Annotated in this window: 8 protein-coding genes; 4 read left to right on the top strand and 4 right to left on the bottom strand. The window is 72.5% G+C overall.

What is annotated here, in order from left to right; genetic code table 11:
• The 3 genes from AOK01_RS34500 to AOK01_RS34490 form a co-directional block, all read right to left on the bottom strand.
• Positions 1–1,362, bottom strand: a 1,362-nt coding sequence (locus tag AOK01_RS34500; protein WP_213862196.1) for a beta-ketoacyl synthase N-terminal-like domain-containing protein, incomplete at its 3' end; no start/stop codon positions are given.
• 120 nt (positions 1,363–1,482) lie between these two features.
• Positions 1,483–2,382, bottom strand: a complete 900-nt coding sequence (locus AOK01_RS34495) for an alpha/beta fold hydrolase (RefSeq protein WP_245702545.1) — start codon at positions 2,380–2,382, stop codon at positions 1,483–1,485.
• A 62-nt stretch (positions 2,383–2,444) separates the two neighbouring features.
• A complete protein-coding gene (locus tag AOK01_RS34490) occupies positions 2,445–3,308 on the bottom strand; it encodes an SAM-dependent methyltransferase (protein WP_055518683.1) in 864 nt (287 codons plus the stop codon).
• A 207-nt stretch (positions 3,309–3,515) separates the two neighbouring features.
• Between AOK01_RS34490 and AOK01_RS34485 the strand changes: the two genes are divergently transcribed.
• Both AOK01_RS34485 and AOK01_RS34480 read left to right on the top strand, forming a co-directional pair.
• Positions 3,516–5,048 carry a DHA2 family efflux MFS transporter permease subunit gene (locus AOK01_RS34485; protein WP_245702544.1) on the top strand — a complete coding sequence of 511 codons (1,533 nt, stop codon included), beginning with the start codon at positions 3,516–3,518 and terminating at the stop codon, positions 5,046–5,048.
• Entirely contained in the window at positions 5,026–5,637 is a 612-nt protein-coding gene (locus tag AOK01_RS34480) for a TetR/AcrR family transcriptional regulator (RefSeq protein ID WP_055518679.1), read from the top strand. Before AOK01_RS34485 ends, AOK01_RS34480 begins: the two co-directional genes overlap by 23 nt.
• A 190-nt stretch (positions 5,638–5,827) precedes the next feature.
• Here AOK01_RS34480 and AOK01_RS34475 read toward each other — a convergent pair whose 3' ends face one another.
• Positions 5,828–6,652: a thioesterase II family protein gene (locus AOK01_RS34475; RefSeq protein ID WP_055518677.1), complete on the bottom strand. Its 825-nt coding sequence runs from the start codon at positions 6,650–6,652 to the stop codon at positions 5,828–5,830.
• A 259-nt stretch (positions 6,653–6,911) separates the two neighbouring features.
• Between AOK01_RS34475 and AOK01_RS42060 the strand changes: the two genes are divergently transcribed.
• Together AOK01_RS42060 and AOK01_RS34465 are read left to right on the top strand one after the other, a co-directional pair.
• Entirely contained in the window at positions 6,912–15,878 is an 8,967-nt protein-coding gene (locus AOK01_RS42060; RefSeq protein ID WP_079104001.1) for a type I polyketide synthase, read from the top strand.
• The coding region (locus tag AOK01_RS34465; RefSeq protein WP_425424782.1) for a type I polyketide synthase at positions 15,829–17,521 on the top strand (1,693 nt) is incomplete at its 3' end. The genes AOK01_RS42060 and AOK01_RS34465, both read left to right, overlap by 50 nt.

Here is a 17,521-nt window from a genome sequence, read left to right as displayed (position 1 = left end):
CGGTGCGGGGGGCTCCTCAAGGATGAGATGGGCGTTGGTGCCGGAGGTGGCGAAGGCGGAGACGCCGACGCGGCGCGGCTGGTCGCGGCGGGGCCAGTCGACCGTGTGGGTGAGGAGCCGGACCGCACCGCTCTTCCAGGCGGCGAGGGGCGTGGGGCGGTCGACGTGGAGGGTGGCGGGCAGGGCGTCGTGCCGGAGCGCCTCGACCATCTTGATGAGCGCGGCGGCACCGGCGGCGCCCTGGGTGTGCCCCGTGTTGGACTTGACGGAACCGAGCCACAGAGGCCGGTCCGCGGGACGACGGGCCCCGTACGTGGCGAGGAGGGCCTGGGCCTCGATGGCGTCCCCGATGGGTGTGCCCGTTCCGTGCGCCTCGACCGCGTCGATCTGCTCCGGAGCGAGGCCCGCGTCGGCGAGCGCGGCGTGGATCACGTGTTGCTGGGAGGGGCCGTTGGGGGCGGCGAGGCCGTAGCCGGCGCCGTCCTGGTTCAGCGCCGAGCCGCGGATGACGGCGAGTACGGGGTGGTCGTTGTGCCGGGCGTCGCTGAGGCGTTCCAGAAGGACGAGGGCCGCGCCTTCTGCCAGGCCCATGCCGTCCGCCGCTGCGGCGAAGGGTTTGCACCGGCCGTCCGAGGCGAGGGACTTCTGGTGGGCGAAGGCGTGGAAGGTGTGCGGGGTGGACATGACGGTGCCGCCGCCGGCCAGGGCGAGACGGCATTCGCCGCGGCGCAGGGCCTGGCAGGCCAGGTGGATGGCGACCAGGGACGACGAGCAGGCCGTGTCCACGCTGATGGCGGGGCCCTCAAGGCCGAGGGCGTAGGCGATGCGGCCGGAGACGAGGCTGCCGGACGTGCCGCCGCCGAGATAGGGCACGAGCTCGTCGGGGACGGACTCCAGGCGCGCCGCGTAGTCGTGCCCGGTCGCGCCGACGTAGACGCCGGTGGGGGTGGAGCGCAGGGTGTGCGGGGCGATGTGGCCGCGCTCCACGGTCTCCCAGGCGAGGTGGAGCATGAGGCGCTGCAGGGGTTCGGTGGCCAGTGCCTCGGTGGGACCGATGCCGAAGAACTCCGCGTCGAAGTCGGCGGCGCCGTCGAGGAAGCCGCCGAGCCGCGCGTACGGGGGTTCCTCCGGGAACGTCCAGGCGCGGTCGTCAGGGAACCCGGTGACGGCGTCGCGCCCCGCGGCCACCAGTTCCCACAGGTCCTCGGGAGTGTCGGTCTTGCCTGGCAGACGGCAGGCCGTGGCCACGACGGCGATCGGCTCGTGCTGGGCGGCCTCCAGGTCGCGCAGCCGCTGCTGTGTCCGATGCAGCTGCGCGGCCGTCCACTTGAGGTATTCGACGAGCTTCTCTTCGTTCGCCACGGGAATGGTCAGCCTTCCTGTCCGGCACGTGAAGCCTCAAGGTGGGACGGGCGGTACGAGTGGGCAGAGGGGAGCCGCACGCTGCCGTCGCCCAGGGTCGCCGCGGCTGCTTAAGCGGCGCTAACTCCTTCCTTGCCGCCCGGCCCCGGCGTCCGCGGGCCCTGGTGTCCGCGGGGATGTGCCCACGTCGCGGGCGAGTTCCAGGAGATCGGCCGCGACCTCGTCGGGGGCGTCGGCGTGGAGATCGTGTTCGGTGCCTGGGTACCAGTGCACGCTCACCCGGTCCAGGGCCGCCTCGGCGGCGGTCACCCAGGCACGTACCTGGTCGGCGAGCTGGGGCATGGCCGGTATGACCGGCAGGAGCCGGACCGGCACGGTGATCCTGGGGTACCAGTCGGCGGGGCGCTCGCGCTGAAGGCTGCCGACGATCGACATGACCTGCGCCGCGGTCAGGCGGGGGGTCAGCAGGCCGCCGGGACCGACGTGGTAGTCGGCCAGACGGGCCTCGACGGCGGCGGGCGACCAGGCGGGGTGCGTGGTCTCCAGGTACGCGCGCATCTCGGCGGCGGTGGTGGTGCCCTGCTGCGCGCGCCGGACCACGCCGGCGGTGCGTTCCCAGAAGGCACGCATCACCGGCCCGTCGAACTCGTACCAGCCACCGTCGACCAGCGCCAGGCCCGCCACCAGCCCGGGATGTTCGGCGGCCAGGCGCAGCGCGAGGTGCCCGCCCCAGGAATGACCGACCACCAGGGCGTCCGACAGGTTCAGCGCGGCGGCCACCTCGGTCAGGTCGGAGACGACGCTCGCGTTCTCGTACCCGTCCTCCGGCGTGTCCGAGGCGCCGTGGCCGCGTTGGTCGACGGCGTGGACGGGATGCCCGGCGGCGGCCAGACGGTCGGCGACCTCGTCCCACATCCGGGCGTTCGACAGCATGCCGTGCAGCAGCAGGAAGGGCCGGCCCGTGTCCCCCTGCCCGTCCGCGGGCCGGTGCCGGACGTTGAGGGACACAGTCTTCGACACGGGGATACGGAGGTTCTTCACAAGGTGGGCCCTCGGGACGGGGAGCGGAGCGAAGGGGCGGCTCAGGGGCGCTGTCCGGTGGCGAAGATGTAGCCGAGTTCGGGCATCTTGCCGAGGGCCGCCTGATTGTGCAGGAACAGCTCGTATCCCTGGACGCCGATGATGTCGACGTACTCGTCCCGGTGGGCGCGGATCCAGTCGACGTAGCCGTCGTACGTACGGGCGGTCTCGCGGGTGATGTCCGTCAGTTCGACGACCGTGAAGCCGGCCGCGCGGAAGACGCCGGGGTAGTCCTCGATGTCGGTCAGCGAGGCGTAGATGGTCGTGTCGCTGACGGTCGCGGTCCGCGGCCGGCCGGGCTCGGGGCTGACGTAGACCATGTCGGCGACGGGCACGCGCGCGCCGGGACGGACCACGCGGTGCACCTCGGTGAGGACCCGCTGCTTGTCGGGCATGTGGAGCATGGACTCCAGGGCCCAGGCGCGGTCGAAGGAGCCGTCGTCGAACGGCAGGTTCATCGCGTCGATCTGCTCGAACCGGACCCGGTCGGCCAGACCTGCCTCACGGGCACGGCGGTTGGCCCGCTCGACCTGACGGGCGCTGACCGAGATGCCGACCACCTCGACGTCGCGGGCGCGGGCCAGCTGCATGGCCGGGGTGCCGTTGCCGCAGCCGACGTCGAGGACGCGGTCACCGGGGCTCGGGTCCAGACGCCGGATCATCTCGTCGGTCATCTGGACCATGGCCTGGTCGAACGTGGCCGTGTCGTGGTCGTCGAACCAGTAACCGTAGTGCAGGTTTCCGTCCCCGAGCTGAGTCATCAGGTCGAAGACCTTGTGGTCGTAGTAGTCGCCGATCCGGCGGGGTTCGGGGGCGACGGTCCTGTTCACCGTCGGGGGCTTCATGGGCGTCGGGTTCTTCGTCACGCCGCAAGCCTCACGGCCCGCAACCGGGATGAACAACCCCACACCCGCCCCACAGCGTCCCCTACCGCCGCCGCGCGCTCCCCCCTAGGGGCAGGTGCTGTCGCGCCCCTCGGTGAGAAAGAAGGCCGGAACGCGACGGTACCGACGGCAAAGAAATGAGAGTAGGCTCCGACTAGAAGTTGGACTCGCATTGGAAGGTTAACTCTCATGTCAGATGTGGGTGCCCGCAGATGGTGGGCCGTCGCAGCTCTCGTGCTCGCGTCCATGGCCGTGGGCTTCGATGTCACGATCCTGAGCCTGGCGCTGCCGGCGATGGCCGACGACCTGGGCGCGAACAACGTCGAACTGCAGTGGTTCGTCACGTCGTACACGCTGGTGTTCGCGGCCGGAATGATTCCCGCCGGGATGCTCGGGGACCGCTTCGGGCGCAAGAAGGTGCTGCTGGTCGCCCTGGTGATCTTCGGTGTGAGTTCGCTGGCCTGCGCCTATGCCACGTCCTCGGGCGTCTTCATCGCCGGGCGCGCGGTGCTCGGCCTGGGCGGCGCGCTGATCATGCCGACGATCCTGGCGCTGCTGCCGGTGATGTTCTCCGACGAGGAGCGGCCCAAGGCGATCGGGGCGGTGGCGGGCGCGGCGATGCTCGCCTACCCCCTGGGACCGATCCTGGGCGGCTACCTGCTCAACCACTTCTGGTGGGGATCGGTGTTCCTGATCAACGTGCCGGTGGTGATCCTCGCGTTCCTGGCGGTGCGGGCCTGGCTGCCGGAGTCGAAGGCGAGTGAGGCCAAGCCGTTCGACGTGGGCGGCCTGGTGCTCTCCAGCGCGGGCCTGGCCGCGATGACGTACGGGGTGATCCAGGGCGGCGAGAAGGGCTGGACGGACGTCACCGTGCTGGCGACCATCCTCGGCGGTCTGCTCGCCCTGGTGGCCTTCGTGCTCTGGGAGAAGCGGACCCCCGATCCCCTGGTCGACCTCTCCCTGTTCCGCTCGGCCCGGTTCACCTCCGGCACCATGCTCGGCACGGTGATCAACTTCACCATGTTCGGTGTGCTGTTCACGATGCCGCAGTACTACCAGGCGATCCTGGGCACCGACGCGATGGGCAGCGGCTTCCGCCTGCTGCCGATGGTCGGTGGCCTGCTCGTGGGTGTGACGGTCGCCAACAGGATCGCCAAGGCCATGGGGCCGAAGGCCGCGGTCGGCCTCGGGTTCGCGCTGCTGGGCGCCGCCCTGTTCTACGGCGCCACCACGGACGTCGGCAGCGGCACCGGCCTCGCGGCCGCGTGGACGGCGGCGTACGGGCTCGGCCTCGGACTCGCGCTGCCCACCGCCATGGACGCGGCCCTGGGGGCGCTGTCCGAGGACAGCGCGGGTGTCGGCTCCGGCGTGAACCAGTCGATCCGTACGCTGGGCGGCAGCTTCGGCGCGGCCATCCTCGGATCCATCCTCAACTCCAAGTACCGCGGCGACCTCGAACTGGACGGGCTGCCCGAAGCCGCGCAGGACGCGGCCAAGGACTCCGTCTTCGGCGGTCTCGGTGTGGCCCGTGCGATGGAGTCCTCCTCGTTCGCCGACTCGGTGCGCTCCGCGTTCGTCGGCGCCCTGGACGTCGTCCTGGTGGTGTCCGGCTTCCTGGGCCTGCTCGGCGTACTGCTCGCCGTGGTGTGGTTGCCCAGTCATGTTGGGCAGAGCACCCCCCAGCCCGCAGAATCTGAGCATGACGCCGCAGACACAGCCTGAGCAGGCCAAGACCGTGCCTGGTCTGAGGGAACGCAAGAAAGCCCGGACCAAGGCCGCGATCCAGCGGGAGGCGGTGCGGTTGTTCAGAGAGCAGGGCTACACCGGTACGACCGTCGAGCAGATCGCCGAGGCCGCCGAGGTCGCTCCCAGCACCGTCTTCCGTTACTTCCCGACCAAGCAGGATCTGGTCTTCTCGCGCGACTACGACCTGCCCTTCGCGACGATGTTCCAGGCGCAGTCACCCGACCTGACGCCGATCCAGGCCGAACGCCAGGCGATCAGGACGATGCTGGAGGACGTCACCGACCAGGAACTGGCCCTCCAGCGCGAGCGGTGGCTGCTCATCGTCTCCGAGCCGGAGCTCTGGGGTGCCAGTCTGGGCAGCATCAGCCGGTCCATGCAGGTCATGTCCGAGCAGGTGGCCAAGCGGGCCGGACGCGGTGCGGGGGACGCCGCGGTACGCGCCTACACCGGGGCCGTGTTCGGAGTGATGCTGCAGGTCTCGCTGGAGTGGGCGAACGATCCGGAGATGGACTTCCCCACCGCCCTGGACGAAGCGCTGCACTGTCTGGAGGATCTGAGGCCCTGAGATCCCGAGATTTCCAGACTCCAAGATCCCGGCCGAAGGCTGCCATCGCACAGGAGATGCACGGGAGACGCACAGTAGACGGGGCGGCAGCCCCCGGCTCCGGTGGACGCCGTACGGACGGGCTCGATCCGTCGCGTACGCCCGACTCCCCGCGCGCCCCCACAATTCCCCCGTCGGGGCGCGCGGGGTCCTACCGAGCGAGGTCCTGCGGAGCGGGTCCCCGAGGGGGAGACGGCGGAAGGCGCCCCCCTCCCAGTGTGGTGGCCACGATGTCCGCCACCTGCTGCCGGCAGGAGTCGAGATAGAAGTGCCCGCCGGGCAGGACCCGGAGGTCGAAGGCGCCGCTGGTGCGCTCTCGCCAGGTGGCGGCCTGCTCGGGCGTGGTCCGCCCGTCCGCGTCCCCGATCAGCGCCGTGATCGGACAGCCGAGACGCTCGGGCCCTGGCGGCTCGTAGGTGCCCACGGCCCGGTAGTCCGCCCGCAGCACGGGCAGGACCAGGGCCTGCAACTCCGGACTGGTGAAGAACCTCTCGTCGGTGCCGCCCATCTCACGCAGATGGGCCAGGATGTCCCCGGGACCGGGTGCTCCCGTCGAGCCGGAAGGCCGATGGGGCCGCGCAAGCCCTCCGGAGACGAACAGGTGCGCCGGAAGCCCCGGACCGGCCGTGTCCCGCAGCCGCCTCGCCACCTCGAAGGCCACGATGGCACCCATGCTGTGCCCGAACAGGGCGAACGGCCCACTACCGGCAGGCAGTTGGGCCACGACTCCGTCGGCGAGGGCGGTCACCGATTCCAGACACGGCTCGCCACGACGGTCCTGCCGCCCCGGGTACTGCACCGCCAGGACCTCGACACCGGGCGCGAGCAGGCGTGAGAGGCCGAAGAAGTAACTCGCCGAGCCGCCCGCGAACGGGAAACACACCAGCGTCACCGCCCTCGGCGCCGAGTCGTGGTAGCGCCGGAACCACGTCCCGGTCCCGGTCTGCCACGGAGCCTTCGCCGTGCTGCTCTCCATCAGCCCTCCCTCTCGTCGAACTGTGCCGCGAACGCCGCCGCCCTGTCGTACCGCGCGCGCCGCCTGTCGTGCCGCGTGCCGCGTGACCGGCGGCGGACCGGCAGCGGACCGGCGCCCGCGTGCGGCCGATACTGACCCCCCGCCATAGCGCCGGGCTAAAGAGACAGACGGCAAAGGCGGGGTTTGGGGCCCCTTTAGACCCCCCGCTCACGATGGGCCGCGTACTCGCAGCGATCTCCGATTTCGGACCGGGAGCGCCATGGAACGCTTGTGGCAGCCAGTCGTCCCCCGCGCGACCGCAGCTGACGCGAGGGTCACGTCCTCCACCGCGGTCAGCGACCGCACCGAGCCGGTCGCCGTCGTCGGGATGGCCTGCCGGCTGCCCGGGGCGCCTGATCCCGCCGCCTTCTGGCAGCTGCTGAGCGAGGGGCGAAGCGCTGTGCGCACCGCACCGCCCGGACAACGGCGGGCGGACTCGGGCCTCGACGGGCCGGGAGGCTTCCTGGACCGGATCGACGCCTTCGACGCGGCCTTCTTCAACATCGGCCCGACCGAGGCCGTGGCGATGGACCCACAGCAGCGGCTGCTCCTGGAACTCAGCTGGGAAGCCCTTGAGGACGCCGGGATCCGGCCACCCACCCTGGCACGCAGCCGCACGGGCGTCTTCGTGGGCGCGCTGTGGGACGACTACACCCACGTCCTGAACCGCCGGCCCGCACGAGACGTCACCCGGCACACCATGACCGGCGTGCACCGCAGCATTCTGGCCAACCGCCTCTCGTACACGTACGACCTGGCCGGTCCGAGCCTGACCGTCGACACCGCGCAGTCCTCCTCGCTGGTCGCCGTGCACCTGGCCTGCGAGAGCCTCGGGCGCGGCGACTGCGACCTCGCCTTCGCGGGCGGGGTCAACCTCATCTGCTCACCGGACACCACGGAGCTGGCCGCGGCCCGCTTCGGCGGGCTCTCGGCCGACGGCCGCTGCCACACCTTCGACGCGCGCGCCGACGGTTTCGTACGCGGTGAGGGCGGCGGTCTGGTGGTGCTCAAGCCCCTCGCGGCGGCGCTGCGCGACGACGACACGGTCTACTGCGTGATCCGGGGGAGCGCCGTCAACAGCGACGGCGCCACCGACGGCCTGACGCGGCCCAGCGAACGGGCCCAGCGGGACGTGGTGCGCCTCGCCTGCCGAGCGGCCCGGGTGACACCGGACGAGATCCAGTACGTCGAACTGCACGGCACCGGCACCCCCGTCGGAGACCCGATCGAGGCCGCCGCGCTCGGAGCCGCCCTCGGCCAGGACGAGGCGCGCACGGTACCGCTGGCGGTCGGCTCCGCCAAGACGAACGTGGGCCACCTCGAAGCCGCCGCCGGAATCGTCGGCCTGCTCAAGACCGCCCTGAGCATTCACCACCGGCGGCTGGCGCCGAGCCTGAACTTCACCACCCCCCATCCGGCCATCCCGCTGACCGACCTCGGCCTGGCCGTCCAGACGGAACCCGGCAACTGGCCGCGCCCCGAACGACCTTTGATCGCCGGGGTGTCCTCCTTCGGCATGGGCGGCACCAACAGCCACCTCGTCCTGGCCGCCCCGCCCACCCCGGCCGGGGTCCCCGCGGACGCCGTACCGGACGAGCCGGCCCGCCCCGAGACGTCGACGCCGGAGACATCGACGCCGGAGACATCGACGCCGGAGGCGTCGGCGCCGGTGACGTGGACCGTCAGCGGCCACTCCGCCCCCGCGCTGCGCGCCCAGGCCGGCCGGCTGCGCGAACACCTGGCGGCCCGTCCCGACCCCGGCGCCGCGCAGGTGGGACGGGCACTGGCCGCCACCCGCGCGCCGCTCACCCACCGCGCGGTCCTGCTCGGCCGGGACACCGGCGACCTGCTCGCCTCGCTCGACGCACTGGCCGGGGGAACGGAGACGGCCTCCGTCGTACGCGGCGAGGCGGACGGCGGCGGCAAGCGGGCCTTCCTCTTCAGCGGCCAGGGCGCCCAACGCCTCGGCATGGGGCGCCAGTTGTATGCCGCGTTCCCCGTCTTCGCCGACGCCCTCGACGAGACGTTCGCGGCACTCGACGCCCAGCTGGACCGCTCGCTGCGCGAGATCGTCCTCGGCGAAGGACCCGAGAACCAGGCACTCCTCGACCGGACCGCCTACACCCAGCCCGCCCTCTTCGCGATCGAGACGAGCCTGTACCGCCTCGCGGCGTCCTTCGGCCTGAGCGCCGACTACGTACTCGGCCACTCGGTCGGCGAGATCGCCGCAGCCCACGTGGCCGGGATCCTTTCCCTGCCGGACGCGAGCGCCCTGGTGACCACCCGCGGCCGGCTCATGCAGGAGGTGCCGGCATCCGGTGCGATGGCCGCCTGGCAGGCGAGCGCGGACGAGGCGGCCGACATGCTCGCCGGGCACGAGGAGCGTGCCGCCCTCGCCGCCGTCAACGGCCCCTCCTCCGTGGTGATCTCCGGCGACCGCGACCTCGTCGACCGGCTGACCGCCGCCTGGCGTGACCGCGGACGCAAGGTCAGCCACCTGAAGGTCAGCCACGCCTTCCACTCGCCGCACATGGACTCCGTGCTCGGAGAACTGCGCGCTGTCGCCGCCCGCCTGACGTTCCGTACGCCCGCCGGCTCCGCCGTCCAGGTCGTCTCCAACGTCACGGGTGAGCCCGTGACCGGGGCCGAACTGGCCTACCCGGAGTACTGGGCACAGCACGCGCGGCAGCCCGTGCGGTTCCTGTCCGGTGTGCGCGGGCTGTGCGAGCGCGGCGTGAGCACGTTCTTCGAACTCGGCCCGGACGCACCGCTGTCCGCGATGGCCCGCGCGTGCTTCCCGGAACCCGCGGACCCGAGCAGTCCGCGTCCCCTGGCGGTGCCGGTCTGCCGCCGGGGGCGCGACGAGACGGTCTCGTTCATGACGGCCCTGGCACAGGGATATGTACGCGGCGCCGACATCGACTTCACGCCCGCGTACACCGGTCCAGGTCCAGGTGCAGGTCCCGCTCCCGCAGCCCGCGTGAGCCTGCCCACCTATGCCTTCCAGCGCGAGCGCCACTGGCCCGATACGGCGCAGGTCCCGGAGCGGACCGCGTCGACCGCCAGGCAGGGGACAGCCGTACGGGAGAAGGCGGCGGCGGACGAGACGGAGCCGATCGAGCGGATCGAGCCGCCGGAGCAGACGGAGCAGACGGAGCGGACGGGGCAGGCCGAGCGGACGGAGCAGGGTGAGCGGACGGGGCAGGCTGGGCGGACGGCGCTTGCCGGTCTTCCGGCGGCCGATCAGGAACGCATGGTCCGCACGCTGGTCGCCGAGCACGTGGCGATCGTGCTCGGCGCCGCGTCCGGCACGGTCGCGATGTCCCGGACCTTCAAGCAGCTGGGCTTCGACTCGGTGGCCGCCGCGGAACTGAGCGAGCGGCTCGGCACGGCGACCGGACTGCGGCTGCCCGCCACCCTCGCCTTCGACCACCCCACCCCCCTGGCCGTCGCCGGACACCTGCGCGCACAGCTCACCGCCACATTCGCCACATCCGCCGAGACCGGCCTCGTACCCGCCCGCTCCACAGCCGACGCGGACCAGGAACCGATCGCCATCGTGGCCATGAGCTGCCGTTACCCGGGCGGCGCCGACTCACCGGAAGCCCTGTGGAGGCTGATCGCCGACGGAGGCGACGCGGTCGGCGCGTTCCCGACCGACCGCGGCTGGAACCTGGAGCGGCTTTTTCGCGCCGACTCGGCCCGGCCGGGCACCAGCAGCACGCGCCAGGGCGGATTCCTGTACGACGCCGCCGACTTCGACGCCGAGTTCTTCGACATCAGCCCGCGTGAGGCGCTGGCCGTCGACCCGCAGCAGCGGTTGCTCCTGGAGTGCGCCTGGGAAGCGTTCGAACGAGCGGGCCTGGACCCGCGGGCGCTCAAGGGCAGCCCCACCGGCGTCTTCGTCGGCATGACCGGACAGGACTACGGCCCGCGGCTGCACGAACCCTCCCGGTCCACCGACGGCTATCTGCTGACCGGCAACACCCCGAGCGTCGCCTCGGGCCGACTCTCGTTCAGCTTCGGCCTGGAAGGGCCCGCGCTGACAGTGGACACCGCCTGCTCCTCGTCCCTGGTCACCCTCCACCTGGCGGCTCAGGCTCTGCGGCGCGGTGAGTGTCATCTGGCCCTGGCCGGGGGAGCCACCGTACTGGCCACGCCGGGCATGTTCACCGAGTTCTCCCGCCAGGGCGGGCTGGCCCCCGACGGCCGCTGCAAGCCGTTCGCCGCGGGCGCCGACGGCACGGGCTGGGCCGAGGGTGTCGGTCTCGTCCTGCTGGAGCGACTGTCCGAGGCCAGGCGGGCCGGCCGCGAGATCCTGGCCGTCATCCGTGGTTCGGCGATCAACCAGGACGGAGCCAGCAACGGCCTGACGGCACCCAACGGTCCCTCGCAGCAGCGCGTCATCCGGGCCGCGCTCGCGGACGCCCGCCTCTCGGCCGGGGACGTGGACGCGGTGGAGGCACACGGCACCGGGACCAGGCTCGGTGACCCGATCGAGGCGCAGGCCCTGCTGGCCACGTACGGTCAAAGGCGCCCCGCGGAGCGGCCGTTGGGGCTCGGCTCGATCAAGTCGAACATCGGTCACACACAGGCCGCCGCAGGCGTGGCGGGTGTGATCAAGATGGTGATGGCGCTGCGGTACGAGCAACTGCCCGCCACCCTGCACGTCGACGAGCCGACCGGACACGTGGACTGGTCGGCCGGCGCGGTACGACTGCTCACCGAGCCGGTTCCCTGGCCGCGCGGCGAACGTCCGCGCCGGGCCGGGGTGTCGTCCTTCGGCATCTCGGGGACCAACGCGCATCTGATCCTGGAGGAGGCGCGGCAGGACGAGGCGGCCCGAGCAGAGCCGGAACCGGAGCCGGGACCGGAGCTGGAACCGGAGCCGCGGTCCGTGGACGGCGCGGTGCTGCCATGGGTGGTCTCCGGGCGAACCCGGGAGGCACTGCGCGAACAGGCCCGCCGTCTGGCGCAGTTCGTGGCGCGTGACGACGCCTCCGCGGTGGATGTGGGCCTGTCCCTGGTGACCACACGGTCGGTGTTCGAGCACCGGGCCGTGGTGGTGGGCCGGGACCGTGAGGCTCTGGCTGCTGGTCTTGGGGCGCTGGCTGGGGGTGGGGTGTCTGCGGATGTGGTGTCGGGGGTTGCCGGTGACATCGGTCCCGGTCCGGTGCTGGTGTTTCCGGGGCAGGGCTCGCAGTGGGTGGGCATGGGCGCCCAACTCCTGTACGAGTCACCGGTGTTCGCGGCCCGGATCGCCGAGTGCGAACAGGCCCTGGCTCCGTACGTGGACTGGTCACTGACCGGGGTACTGCACGGGGACGGGTCCGAGCTGTCCCGGGTGGAGGTCGTCCAGCCGGTGCTGTGGGCCGTCATGGTGTCGCTGGCCGCCGTCTGGGCCGGCCACGGTGTCACCCCGGCGGCGGTCGTAGGGCACTCGCAGGGCGAGATCGCCGCCGCCTGCGTGGCGGGCGCACTGTCCTTGCAGGACGGCGCCAAGGTCGTGGCACTGCGCAGCCAGGCACTACGGAAACTCTCCGGTTCGGGTGCCATGGCCTCCCTCGGGGTGGGGCAGGAGCAGGCTGCCGAACTCGTCGACGGGCACGCGGGAGTGGGCGTCGCGGCGATCAACGGGCCTTTCTCTACGGTCGTTTCGGGCCCGCCCGAGCAGATCGCCGCAGTGGTCGCGAACGCCGAGGCACGCGGGCTGCGCGGCCGGGTCATCGACGTGGACTACGCCTCGCACAGCCCTCAGGTCGATGCCATCACCGACGAACTGACCCGCACCCTGGCGGGAATCGACCCCGCCCCGGCTCCCGTGGCGTTCTACTCGGCCGTGACCGGAACCCGGATCGACACCACGGACCTGGACGCCGGCTACTGGGTCACCAACCTGCGCCGGCCGGTCCGCTTCGCCGACGCGGTCACCGCCCTCCTCGCCGACGGCCACCGGATCTTCATCGAGTCCAGCAGCCATCCGGTGCTCACACCGGGCCTGCAGGAGTCGTTCGAAGAGGCCGACGCCGACGCCGTCGCCGTACCCACGCTACGGCGTGACGACGGCGGCCTGCCGCGCCTGGCCCGTTCGCTGGCGCAGGCGTTCGGCGCCGGGTGCGCCGTCAGGTGGGCGGAGTGGTTCCCCGCCTCCCGTACGTCCGCCCCGGAGCTGCCCACGTACGCCTTCCAGCGTCGCCGCTACTGGCTGGACGCCTCCACCACCGGCACCCAGGACGCGGCCGGTCTGGGCCTCGCCGCGGCCGGGCACCCACTGCTGGGGGCGGCTACCGAGCTGGCGGAGGGCGATGTACGCCTGCTCACCGGCCGCGTCAGCCGGTACAGCCATCCCTGGCTCGCCCAGCACGCTCTCTTCGACACCGCTGTCGTGCCCGCCGCCGTCCTCGTGGAGTGGGCGCTGCGGGCCGCCGACGAGGCCGGGTGCACGAGCGTCGACGACCTCATGATCCAGGTCCCGCTGGTGCTGCCGGAGACCGGGGGCGCGCAGGTGCAGATCGTGGTGGGACCGGCCGAGGCACAAGGCGGGCATCGCGAGCTGCACATCTACTCCCGCCCGGACGACGAGGCGGCTCCCGGCGGGGGCGCGTCCTGGACCTGCCATGCCGCCGGCCGGCTCGTCCCCGAGCCCACCGGGGCGGCGGCCGACACCCCGGACACGGCGTGGCCACCGCCCGGCGCCGAAGCCGTCGACCTGAGCGGCTTCTACGAGCGGGCCGCCGCGACCGGCGTACGGTACGGGCCCGTCTTCAGAGGGCTGCGCGCGCTGTGGCAGCGGGGCGCGGAGCTGTTCGCCGAGGCGGTACTGCCCCAGGAGGCCCCCGACGCCGACGGCTTCGGCCTGCACCCGGCCCTCCTCGACGCCGCGCTCCACCCCGCGCTCCTCAGCGAGCGACCGCCCGGGGCCGACGAGGTGTGGCTGCCCTTCGCTCTGAGCCGGGTGTCCTTGCGGGCCACGGGCGCCACCTCCGTCCGCGTCCGGCTCTCCCCACTCGACGGGCGTACGGAACACACCGGGCGCACCTGGCAGGTGAGCGTGACCGACCCTGCCGGGGCCGAGGTGCTCACATGCGAGAGCCTGGTCGTCCTGGCGGCGGGCGCGCAGCGGCTGCGAGCCGCGGGTGAGCGCGTCCCCGGCCTGTACGTGGAGCGGTGGGTACCGGCACCGGAGCAGCACAGGACGCCGTCCGACCGCGCCACCCGGTCGACTCCGGGAGAGGCGGAGCATCCGGACCTGAACGCCCTGTGGGCAGCCCTCGACGCCGGGGACCCGGTACCGCCCGTCGTCCGCACCGCCGTCACGGGAAACGCCCCGACCGGCGACGAGGCCGCCGACGGCCTGGCCGCGGTACAGCGGACCGGCACGCTGATCGAGCGCTGGCTCGCCGACGCACGCCTTGCCGGCACCCGTCTGGTGCTGACCACGCGCAGGGCGGTCGGCACGGGTGACGGCCGCCTCCCCACCCCGGCCGCCGCCGCGGTCCGGGGCGTGATCGCCGACGCGCAGGCCAGGCACCCGGGCCGATTCCTCCTCATCGACACCGACACCGACACCGACACCGAGACAGACACCGACACCGAGACAGACACGGACACCGATACCGATACCGACACCGACACCGATACCGGGGTGGGCGCGGATGTCCTGGACCGGGCCGTGGCAACGGGGTTCGCTGCCGATGAGCCCCAACTGGCCCTGCGTGCCGGGTCCGTCCTGGTGCCTCGGTTCGCACCCGCGTCCAAGGCCGTCGGCGACGAACCACCGCGACTTGATCCGAACGGCACCCTGCTGCTCGCGGGGCCGGCCGGTGCTCTGGTGGCAGAGATCGCCGAACATCTCGTACGAACCGGGCAGTCCAGGCACCTGCTGCTCGTCTCCGAAGACGGTGCGGTGACGGCGGCGGCCGACCGGTTGCGGGACCTGGGCGCCACGGTGCACCTCGTCACCGCCGCTCCGGCGGACACGGCGGCCCTCACCGAAGCCGTCTCCGCCATTGATCCGAGCCATCCGCTCACCGGCGTCGTCCACGCCACCGACGCGCCTGCCACCGGCGCGCACGACGACGCCGTCCCACCGAACGGCGCGCTCGACCAGGTCTGGGCGGAGAGGGCAGGGGCCGTGGCCGCCCTGCACACCGCGACCGCGCCCCTTTCCCCGGCCCTGTTCGCCGTCCTGTCCGATGGCCGGGCGGCCTTGGGCATCCCCCAGTCGGCAGCCGCCGCAGGGGCCGATGCCTTCTGCGCGGCCCTCGCCCTGGGACGGCACACCGCCGGTACGGCACCCGCCGGTACGACAGGGCTGGCCCTGGCGTACGGACCACCCACCGCGCCGAGACCAGGCATCGAGGAGACCTCGCCCGGCCAACTGCCCGCTCTGCTCGACGCCGCACGCGGGCACGGCGGCTCGCCCCTGCTGGCGGCTCGCCTGGACACCCGCGTCCTGGCCGGGGAGGGCACCCCGGCGCTGCCCCCGCCGCTGCGCGCCCTGGCCCACGCACAGGCACCCACCCGTCGCACCGCCGCCGGCCGCAGGCCCCCCACGGACTGGGCGGGCCGGCTCGCCCCGCTGTCCCCCGCCGAACAACTCCGCCTGCTCGTCGACGCCGTACGCGCCCACGCCGCCGCGGTCCTGGGCCGCACCGACCCGGAGCCGTTGCGTGGCGACGCCACCTTCAAACAGCTGGGCCTCGACTCGCTGACCGCCGTCGAACTGCGCAACCGGCTCGTCGAGGACACCGGACTGCGCCTGCCCACCGCCCTCGTCTTCCGCCACCCGACCCCCGTGGCCGTCGCCGGTCATCTGCGCGAGCGGCTGACCGGCCGGCCCGAGGACCCCGTGGGCGGGGCATCCCCCCAGGCCCGAGTCCGAGTCCCCGACCAGGCGCTCGTCCGAGCACCCACCGCCGACACCGTGCTGAGCGACCTGACCCGTATGGAGAACTCCCTGACCACACTCGCCGCCCACCCGCCGCACGAGGACACGAGCGAGATCACCACCCGGCTGGAAGCGCTGCTGGCCAGGTGGAAGAGCACGGACGTCACAGCGGACGGCAAGAGCGCCGCCCATCGGCTCAAGGCGGCCTCCGCCGATCAGATCTTCGACTTCATCGACAACGAGCTCGGTGTCTCGCAGGACACCTCGCGCGCGACCCACACTCCGAAGGCCGGGTGACCTCATGGCGAGCGAAGAACAACTGGTCGAATATCTGCGCCGGGTGACCACCGAACTCCACGACACCCGTCGGCGCCTGGTGCAGGCGGAGGACCGCCGGCTGGAACCGGTGGCCCTGGTCGGTATGGCCTGCCGCCTGCCGGGCGGCGTGGCCTCACCGGAAGAACTGTGGGACCTGGTCGCCGCGGGGAAGGACGCCATCGAGGACTTCCCCACGGACCGGGGCTGGGACCTGGAGGCGCTCTACCACCCGGACCCCGCCCACTACGGCACCAGCTATGTGCGCCACGGCGGGTTCGTGGACAACGCGGCCTCTTTCGACGCCGAGTTCTTCGGCATCAGCCCGCGCGAGGCGCTGGCGATGGATCCGCAGCAGCGGCTGATGCTGGAGACGTCATGGGAGCTGTTCGAGCGCGCGGGGCTCGACCCCGTCGCACTGAGAGGCAGCCGCACCGGTGTCTACGCGGGTGTCTCCAGCGAGGACTACATGTCCGGGCTGCCCTACATCCCCGAGGGCTTCGAGGGACATGCCACCACCGGCAGCCTCACCAGTGTCGTTTCGGGCCGGGTGGCCTACACCTACGGCCTGGAAGGGCCCGCGGTCACCGTCGACACGGCCTGCTCCGCCTCCCTGGTGGCGATCCATCTCGCCTGCCAGGCACTGCGCCAGCGCGAGTGCGATCTGGCCCTCGCGGGCGGAGTCCTCGTACTGTCCAGCCCTCTGATGTTCACCGAGTTCTGCCGTCAGCGCGGGCTGGCACCCGACGGCCGCTGCAAGCCGTTCGCCGCCGCGGCCGACGGAACCGGCTTCTCCGAGGGAATCGGCCTGATCCTCCTCGAACGCCTCTCGGACGCCCGGCGCAACGGCCACAACGTCCTTGCGGTGATCCGGGGTTCGGCCGTCAACCAGGACGGCGCGAGCAACGGGCTGACCGCGCCCAGCGACGCGGCGCAGGAACAGGTCATCCGCGCAGCGCTGGACAACGCCCGGCTGACCGCCGCCGAGGTGGACGCCGTCGAGGCACACGGCACCGGCACCAGGCTCGGCGACCCCATCGAGGCCCAGGCCCTGCTCGCCACCTATGGCGCACCCCGCGACCGGCCCCTCCTGGTCGGCTCGCTCAAGTCCAACATCGGCCACACCCATGCCACCGCCGGAGTCGCGGGCGTCATCAAAACCGTCATGGCGATACGCAACGGGCTGCTGCCCGCCACCCTCCACGTCGAGGAACTGAGCCCGCACGTCGACTGGGACGCCGGAGCGGTCGAGGTCGTCACCGAACCCACCCCGTGGCCTGACACCGGCCGCCCGCGCCGGGCGGGCGTGTCCTCCTTCGGCGTCTCGGGGACGAACGCGCATCTGATCCTGGAGGAGGCACCGGCCGAGGACTCGGTCGAGGGACCGAGGTCGGCGGTGGGTGGTTCGGTGGGTGGTTCGGTGGTGCCGTGGGTGGTGTCCGGCCGGACGGGGGAGGCGTTGCGTGAACAGGCCCGTCGTCTGGGCGGGTTCGTGGCGGGTGATGCCGAGGCGCTGCCCGTGGATGTCGGCTGGTCGCTGGCCATGAGCCGGTCGGTGTTCGAGCATCGGGCTGTGGTGGTGGGCCGGGACCGTGAGGCTCTGGCTGCTGGTCTTGGGGTGCTGG

Origin of the sequence: Streptomyces aurantiacus (assembly GCF_001418335.1) — a bacterium.
GTDB lineage: Bacteria > Actinomycetota > Actinomycetes > Streptomycetales > Streptomycetaceae > Streptomyces > Streptomyces aurantiacus.
Note: the sequence above shows the minus strand (reverse complement) of the source record. Positions and strands in the feature narration are given on the sequence as shown.

What these genes read in the sequence shown, in the direction of transcription:
- AOK01_RS34485 (WP_245702544.1), top strand. Translation starts at nt 3,516, where the DNA reads ATGTCAGATGTGGGTGCCCGCAGATGGTGGGCCGTCGCAGCTCTCGTG.
- AOK01_RS34480 (WP_055518679.1), top strand. Translation starts at nt 5,026, where the DNA reads ATGACGCCGCAGACACAGCCTGAGCAGGCCAAGACCGTGCCTGGTCTG.
- AOK01_RS34475 (WP_055518677.1), bottom strand. Translation starts at nt 6,652, where the DNA reads ATGGAGAGCAGCACGGCGAAGGCTCCGTGGCAGACCGGGACCGGGACG.
- AOK01_RS42060 (WP_079104001.1), top strand. Translation starts at nt 6,912, where the DNA reads ATGGAACGCTTGTGGCAGCCAGTCGTCCCCCGCGCGACCGCAGCTGAC.